The sequence below is a fragment of the Oscillibacter sp. genome, from assembly GCF_040505565.1.
Taxonomy (GTDB): Bacteria; Bacillota; Clostridia; order Oscillospirales; family Oscillospiraceae; genus Oscillibacter.
The window spans coordinates 1-7,363 of sequence record NZ_JBEUWZ010000005.1 but is presented as its reverse complement, the minus strand read 5'-3'; the positions used below and the strand labels follow the sequence as shown (position 1 = coordinate 7,363).

5 protein-coding genes and 1 pseudogene are annotated in these 7,363 nt (G+C 52.6%); 3 read left to right on the top strand and 3 right to left on the bottom strand.

Annotated features, from left to right (window positions below; genetic code table 11):
- The coding region (locus ABWQ15_RS01710) for an S-layer homology domain-containing protein (protein ID WP_353907096.1) at nucleotides 1-1,655 on the top strand (1,655 nt) is incomplete at its 5' end.
- Between the two features lie 339 nt (nucleotides 1,656-1,994).
- Nucleotides 1,995-2,180, top strand: coding sequence for a hypothetical protein (locus tag ABWQ15_RS01705; protein WP_353907095.1), 186 nt, complete (start codon nucleotides 1,995-1,997; stop codon nucleotides 2,178-2,180).
- A 480-nt stretch (nucleotides 2,181-2,660) separates the two neighbouring features.
- On the opposite strand, the gene ABWQ15_RS01700 is transcribed toward ABWQ15_RS01705, so the two are convergent.
- Genes ABWQ15_RS01700 through ABWQ15_RS01690 form a run of 3 tightly spaced genes read right to left on the bottom strand, consistent with a single transcriptional unit; the run spans nucleotide 2,661 to nucleotide 6,759 of the window.
- On the bottom strand, nucleotides 2,661-4,370 hold the full coding sequence (locus ABWQ15_RS01700; protein WP_353907094.1) for a [FeFe] hydrogenase, group A: 1,710 nt from the start codon (nucleotides 4,368-4,370) through the stop codon (nucleotides 2,661-2,663).
- Nucleotides 4,371-4,372: 2 nt separating this feature from the next.
- A complete protein-coding gene (locus ABWQ15_RS01695) occupies nucleotides 4,373-6,265 on the bottom strand; it encodes an NADH-ubiquinone oxidoreductase-F iron-sulfur binding region domain-containing protein (RefSeq protein ID WP_353907093.1) in 1,893 nt (630 codons plus the stop codon).
- Nucleotides 6,262-6,759 (bottom strand): NADH-quinone oxidoreductase subunit NuoE family protein, encoded by a 498-nt coding sequence (locus tag ABWQ15_RS01690; RefSeq protein WP_502919102.1) that lies wholly within the window; start codon nucleotides 6,757-6,759, stop codon nucleotides 6,262-6,264. Before ABWQ15_RS01690 ends, ABWQ15_RS01695 begins: the two co-directional genes overlap by 4 nt.
- 145 nt (nucleotides 6,760-6,904) lie before the next feature.
- On the opposite strand from ABWQ15_RS01690, the pseudogene ABWQ15_RS01685 reads away from it, so the two are divergent.
- A pseudogene (locus tag ABWQ15_RS01685) lies at nucleotides 6,905-7,021 on the top strand (IS5/IS1182 family transposase); the annotation flags it as partial.
- Nucleotides 7,022-7,363 lie beyond the last annotated feature (342 nt).

The window sequence follows — 7,363 nt, the reverse complement described above, 5'->3', positions numbered from 1 at the left end:
GCACGACATCAAGCACCGACTATACACAGGACTTTGACATTACCGTCAGCGCGGCGGAGCATACCTACGGCATCAGCCTGAGCCAAACGGCCGCATACACCTTCACCGGTCAGACAGCGGGCTACAGTACGCTTACCTCGCTAAGCGTGACAATCACCAGCACCGGCAATCAAGCAACGGGCGATTTGACTGTAGCACTCTCCGGCGATAATACCACCAGCTTTACTCTTTCCAAGACAACAATCAGCAGCATCGCGGAGAGCGGTACGGACAGCTTCACAGTTACACCGGTAACCGGACTGGGCGCGGGAACCTATACGGCAGCTGTCACGGTATCCGGGGGCAACGTGACCGCACAGACCTTCAATGTCAGCTTCACAGTAGGCTCCAGCGGTAACCCTGGTGGCGGCACGCCCTCAGGTGGCGGAAGCAGTGCTTCCCCAAGCAGCAACATTACTGTTTCGACAAATAACAATACCGCCACCGCATCGCAGACCCTTGCAGCGTCCACGGGCTCCAACGGCGTGGCAGCGGCGAGCGCAACAAGCTCGCAGATTTCGGAAATGCTTGCGGCGGCAGAAGCAAAGGCACCCACGGACGCACAGGCGGCCGTAAACCTTCAGGTTCAAACCGGAAGCGGTGCGACGGGCGTTTCCGTCACTCTCCCGCAGTCGGCTGTTACAGCCTTGACAAGCGGCGAGGCCAGCTTAACAGTATCCTCCTCTGTGGCAACCGTCACGCTGGACAGCGCGACACTGGCTGAAATCAGCAAGCATACCAGCGGAGACGTGACGATTACAGCCACTGCGGCAGATACCACCGCACTCTCGGCAGAAACCAAGACCGCCATCGGAACAAGGCCGGTTTACGACCTTAAAATCACCTCCGGCAGTACGACAGTTTCAAGCTTCGGCGGCGGTACGGCCACGGTATCGGTTCCGTACACTCCGGCAGCGGGCGAAAATGTGAATGCCATCGTGGTTTACTACATTAACGCTTCCGGAGAGCTGGTCACAGTACCGAATTGCAGCTATGATGCAAAAACCGGAACCGTAACCTTCACCACCACGCACTTTTCCACCTATGCCGTGGGCTACAACAAGGCCAGCTTCAAGGATGTTTCTGACAATGCGTGGTATGCCAACTACGTGACCTATCTCGCCGCACGCGGAATCGTCGGCGGCAACAACGGTACGTTCAGCCCCGACGCGAGCATTACTAGAGCTGAATTCGTGACCATTCTCGCCAGAATGTCCGGAGACGACCTGAGCGGCTACAAAGCCTCTTCCTTCTCGGATGTCTCAGCAGACAGCTGGTATTTTGCGGCGGTACAGTGGGCTAACAAGGCTGGCATCGCCTCCGGCTACGACGGCAAGTTCAATCCGAACGAAACGATTACACGCGAACAGATGGCCGCGATGCTCTACCGCTACGCCGAGTACAAGGGCACGGTATCGAACACCGAGGGCATGTCCGTTCGGGAGTTCTCGGATTACAGCAAAATTTCAAGCTGGGCGCAGGCCCCCATCCAATGGGCGATGAACAACAAAATCCTTTCCGGCAACACGGATGGCAGCTTTGCACCTCAGTCAAGCGCCACACGCGCCCAGGCCGCAAAAATGCTTGCGGTACTGCTGCAGGGAACGGTGAAATAATCAATCACAAGTTTTTATTCAATTAAATGAACAACGTCAGGGGGGCTGCTGCAAAATGAATTTGCGTTAGCTAATTGCACACAATAATAGCCTCAAAAATACGTAAATGCGTCTTGAAACGGCTTATAACGCCTAATCAAGACGCATTTTCTGTGTATTATTTTCAGCATGGCTGTTTTGCAACGCGCCCGCAAAGCCGAGAATCGTAGGGAGCTTACTTCATCAGCATTGTTCAGAACCAGAGTTACCTTGGCGAGCAGGAATAACGACACATTAGAATCTATTCAACTATGTGCATCTGTGTTATACTGCTTATATCAATTGGGGGAGGCGAACACCATGATCCGTTCAGCACAGCAAAATTTGAAATACACCTTGTCCACGCAAGCAATCGAACGGATTACGCCCAGCAAGGACGCACTTCGCCTCTGTGAGAAGTTATCTGATGGAAAACTTAGCGCCAATGCCGCTGTAGATGCCATTAAACAGAAGTGTGGTGTAACAAGAGGAAATTCTCGTGCCTGAGAGCTTCGGCAAATACGATGTATATGCCACATCGGGATCGATTTACTGCTGCAAGTGTGGACGAGCTGCTTTCGGCAATGGAGGCTTCAGTATATGACACCGCGCCTTTGATTCAGGTGCTGAGAAAGTGTGTAAGCAGGCAAACTGACTGATACTATTTTGATACTAAAAAAGTTGTTCGCCCTTGAAAAGAGGGATAGAGCAGCAAGAAAACCACGGTAAAGATAACCGATATTAACAAATATGTTAATAAAATGATCTGACCTTTGCGAGTGGGAATGATAGTGCAAAGCCAGGTATCCGTTGTACTGCAATGGATACCTGGCTCTCATTTTGTCGTTTAATCACATTTTGACCATCATTTTATCCCGTTGTTTACCCCTTGTTTTGCAAATAGAACATAGACATCAAAAAGAATTAGGGATATTTGGATTCAGAGAAAAAAGTGAAAGTAAATGCTTTTTACACAAGAAGAATTGTTCAATTTTTGATATGAGTTTCATAGGTCACATGGAGCAATTCATGGGCGCGGTTTTTTATTTCACGCTCATAAAGCTCCTGCACAATGGGATTGCGCTCGGAGCGCTTGATGAGGGAAGCGCGGTCCGCTTCATAGAGGCCGTCGGCTCTCTTTTTCTTGATGTCCTTCAATCCATAGGGCTGCCCGGCGCCGCCGACACAGCCTGTCTTGCAGGTCATGACCTCCACCAGGTCGAAGTACGCGGTGCCATCCTCAATCCGCTGCAACAACTCCTGTGCGTTGACAAGTCCGTGAACAATGGCAATCTTAAGCTCCCGGTCGCCCATGGGTAGAGATACGGCGCGGATCGATTCCGAGCCTCGCAGCCCGGAAAACGCCAGCGCCTGCAGCGCGTTTTTGGATTTGTCCTCCAGGCAGCGTCTCGCAACCGCTTCGGCCACGCCGCCGGTCGTTCCGAAGATGGTTCCTGCACCTGTACCGATGCCGAAGGGCAGATCTGGGGACTCACCTTCGATCTCTGCAAAGCGAATGCCGGATTCGTTGATCATATTGATGAGCTCCTGAGTCGTCAGGACCAGATCCACATCCGGCTTTCCATCATGTTGAAATTCTTTGCGCTCAGCTTCCATTTTTTTGGCCGTGCAGGGCATGATGGCAATATGGTAGATCTCCCGGCCATCCTCTGCATCCTTGCCTTTGTACTGATCCTTCAGCACGGTTGCGAACATCTCCATGGGTGATTTGCAGGTGGAGATATTATGAAGATATTTGGGATTTTTCTCCTCCAAATATTTAATCCAGCCGGGGCAGCAAGAGGTAAACATGGGAAACGGGCCGCCCTTTTTCAGGCGCTCCAAGAGTTCTTTTGACTCCTCCATGACTGTCAGATCTGCGCCGAAGGTGGTGTCGTACACCTCGTCTGCGCCCATGATTTTCAGCGATGTAACGATCTTATTAATCACATCGGTTCCCACCGGCATGCCAAACACCTCACCCACCGCTACGCGGACGGCGGGGGCAATCTGCACAATGACCCGCTTCTTGGGATCGTGGAGGGCACGCCAGGCGGAACCAATCTGATTTTTTACCGTAATGGCCCCGGTGGTGCACACGGCAGCGCACTGACCGCAGCTGACGCAGGCTGTGTCAGAGAGCTTGCGGTCAAAGGCCGGCATTACCTGCAGGTTGCTTCCGCGATAGGCAAAATTGATAATGCCCATGCCTTGCATCTCATCGCACACGCGGATGCAGTCGCCGCAGAGGATGCATTTATTGGGGTCCCTGATAATGGCGGGGCTGGATTCATCCTTTTCGTAGTGGGGGCGGGTATCTGCAAAGCGAATGTTCCGCACGCCGAACTGCAGTGCAAGACGCTGCAGCGTGCAGTTGCCGCTCTTTTCACAGGTGGTGCAGTCCCGGCAATGGGAGGCCAGCAGCAGTTCCAGAATCATCCGGCGGTGCTTTAAAAGCCGGGCGGTATTGGTGCGGATGCGCATGCCGTCCTTCGGCTCCATGGAACAGGACGCATCGATCTTGCCAGTCTTCTCCTCCTCCACCACACACATCCGACAGGCTCCGTAAACGGATAATTCGGAATAGTAGCAGAAGGTGGGCATGTCAATTCCGGCCTTGCGAATGACCGCCAGCACGTTGGCCTCTCCATCAAACGCAACCCGTTGACCGTCGATATACATAATTCCCTTGCTCATGCTCACACCTCCTCGCTGATTGCGCCGAACGGGCAGTTCGTCACGCAGACTTTACACTTGATACACTTGTCCTTGTCAATCACATGGGGCTTTTTCAGCGTGCCGGTAATGGCCTCCGCCGGACAGTTCTTCCGGCACTTGCCACAGCCCTTGCACATTTCGGGGTCAATGATAAGGCCCTTCTTGGGGCCGTTGCAAAGAGGGCAGTAATGATCCACTACATGGGCGAGGTATTCATTGCGGAAATACTTGAGGGTGCTCTGCACCGGCTTGCAGGCGCTCTGCCCCAAGCCGCACAGGGCGGTATGGGTGATCGTGTCCGCCAGCTCCTCCAGCAGATCCAGATCCTCCAACGTCCCTTTGTTGTCCAGAATCCGGTTCAGGATCTCCAGCATTCGCTTGGTACCCTCCCGACAGGGAACGCACTTGCCGCAGGACTCGTTTTGGGTAAAACGCATGAAGAAACGGGCAACCTCCACCATGCAGGTATCCTCATCCATGACCACCATGCCGCCGGAGCCGATCATCGCACCGATTTTTTTCAGGGAATCGAAATCCAGCGGGAGATCCAAGTGCTCCGCACTGGCGCAGCAGCAGCCACCGGACGGGCCGCCAATCTGGACGGCCTTAAACTTTTTGCCGTTCTGAATACCGCCGCCGATATCAAAAACAACTTCCCGGATGGTGGTGCCCATGGGAACTTCGATGAGTCCGGTGTTCACCACGTTGCCGGTCAGGGCAAAGGCCTTGGTGCCGGGGCTCATGGAGGTACCGATGGAGCGGTACCATTCCACGCCGTTCAGAATAATTTGCGGTACATTGGCAAATGTCTCCACGTTGTTCAAAACCGTGGGTTCCGCCCACAGGCCATGTTCCACGGTACGGGGTGGCTTAACCCGCGGCATGCCTCGGTTGCCCTCGATGGAGGCAGTCAGAGCGCTGCCCTCACCGCAGACAAAGGCGCCTGCGCCTCGGTTAACGTGCAGATGGAAGGAAAAGTCAGAGCCCAGGATGTTGCTGCCCAGAAGGCCATACTCCTCCGCCTTCTCAATGGCGGTTTTCAGACGGCTGACGGCCAGCGGATACTCAGCGCGGACATAGATATAGCCCTCGTCGGAGCCGACGGCAAGGCCGGCTATCATCATGCCCTCTATGATGCTGTGGGGGTTGCCCTCCATCACAGACCGATCCATGAACGCACCGGGGTCACCCTCGTCGCCGTTGCAGACAATGTACTTTTTGGAAGACTTCTGTTTTCTTGCACTTTCCCACTTCTTACCGGCAGGAAATCCACCGCCGCCCCGGCCACGCAGTCCGGACTCGATGATCGTCTGGCAGATATCCGAATCCGACAGTTCATAGAGCGCCTTTTCAAAGGCGGCATAGCCGTCTTTTGCAATATACTCCTCAATGTCCTCTGCGTCGCTTCTGCCGCAGTTTTCCAGCACCACACGATGCTGCTTTTTGTAGAACGGTATGTCTTCCTGCCGGGGATAGGCCTTACCGTCCAGATGATAGACGAGCCGGTCGATCACCTCACCGCCGAGGACGGTCTTTTCAATGATCTCCTCGCAGTCCTCCGGTTTCACATGGATGTACATAATGCCAAGCGGCTCAATATGAACCAGCGGGCCCATTTCGCAAAAGCCGTGGCAGCCGCTCATCTTGACGTGGAGACTTTTTTCCTCATCGGTGTCGTGTTTCAGTCCCACATAAACATGCAGGCCCCGCTTTTCGCACTCGGTCTTGATGTTGTCGTAGATTTTCAGGGAACCGCCCGCAATGCAGCCGGTGCCTGCGCAGATCAGAACGGAGGTTACGTGCTGGCTCTGCCTCAGGGCGTTTTTGGCATTAGCTTGAAAGACGTGGAAGCTGTCTTTTGTCAGTTGAATCATTTCGCAGCCTCCTTTTTCTGAATGTTCTTCAACAGTTCCAGCGCCGTCTCCGGCGTCATTTTGGCATGGACTTCGCCGTCGATCATCATGACGGGGGCAAGGCCGCAGGCGCCAAGACAGGCCACTGTTTCCAACGTAAAGAGGCAGTCTTTTGTGGTCTTGTGTTTCTCATCCAGACCCAGATATGCAAAAATGGAATCATAGATTGGCTGAGATTTTCGGACATGGCAGGCCGTGCCCGTGCAGAGTTTAATAATATGCTTCCCTTTTGCCTCCAGAGAGAAGTTCTCATAAAACGTCGCCACACTGTATACTTTGGCTAAACTGATATTCAGCTTAGCTGCAATCAGCGTCAGTACTTCCTCACTCAGGTACTTATACTCTGACTGAATCTCCTGCATGATCGCGATGAGATTTGAAGGATTACAGTTGCATTTTACGCAAAGCTCGTTGACTCGCTCAATATCGCTCATTGACTGCGATAATTTCACCATTGCTCAATATCTCCTACGCTTTCGATCTATAAATTATTTTGCCATTTTCCCCACCTCATATAACGCCCACACAGATGTTGAATCGCACAGATATTTGAACTATCAACCGTAAGCGCCGTCCCCGTCCGTAATAGGGACAACTATAAAAAATGAAGAGAAGCAGCGGGATCCGCATGCCCATCAGGCAAAGAAGGGCAATAAATGGTACTTCGGCCATAAAGCACACATCGGTGTGGACAAGGACAGTGGTCTCACTTATACTTACAGGTCAAAAAGAGTCTGCGAAAACAGACCGCTAAACTTAATATGCTGTTTGCTCTGGAAAATCCGATTCTGGCTGACAGGCCCTGCCTGGTAGCTTGAGTCAGTTTGTCTCCATAATAAAAAGTAAGATCTTCTCTGTGCTGCTCACCTGCTAGAGTGAGCAGCACAGCTTTTTTATTTCATTGCGTGGAGTTACCTTTTTTACATGTTTACGATGGCAACTCAAAAACTCTGGAAATCAAACTACGCAGCATAATGCAGGGCTATATGGTAAATAAAGAAAGATTACTTTGCGGCCTTGGCGGCTCTAACAGCCTCGGTGAGCATGGGAGCAACCTTG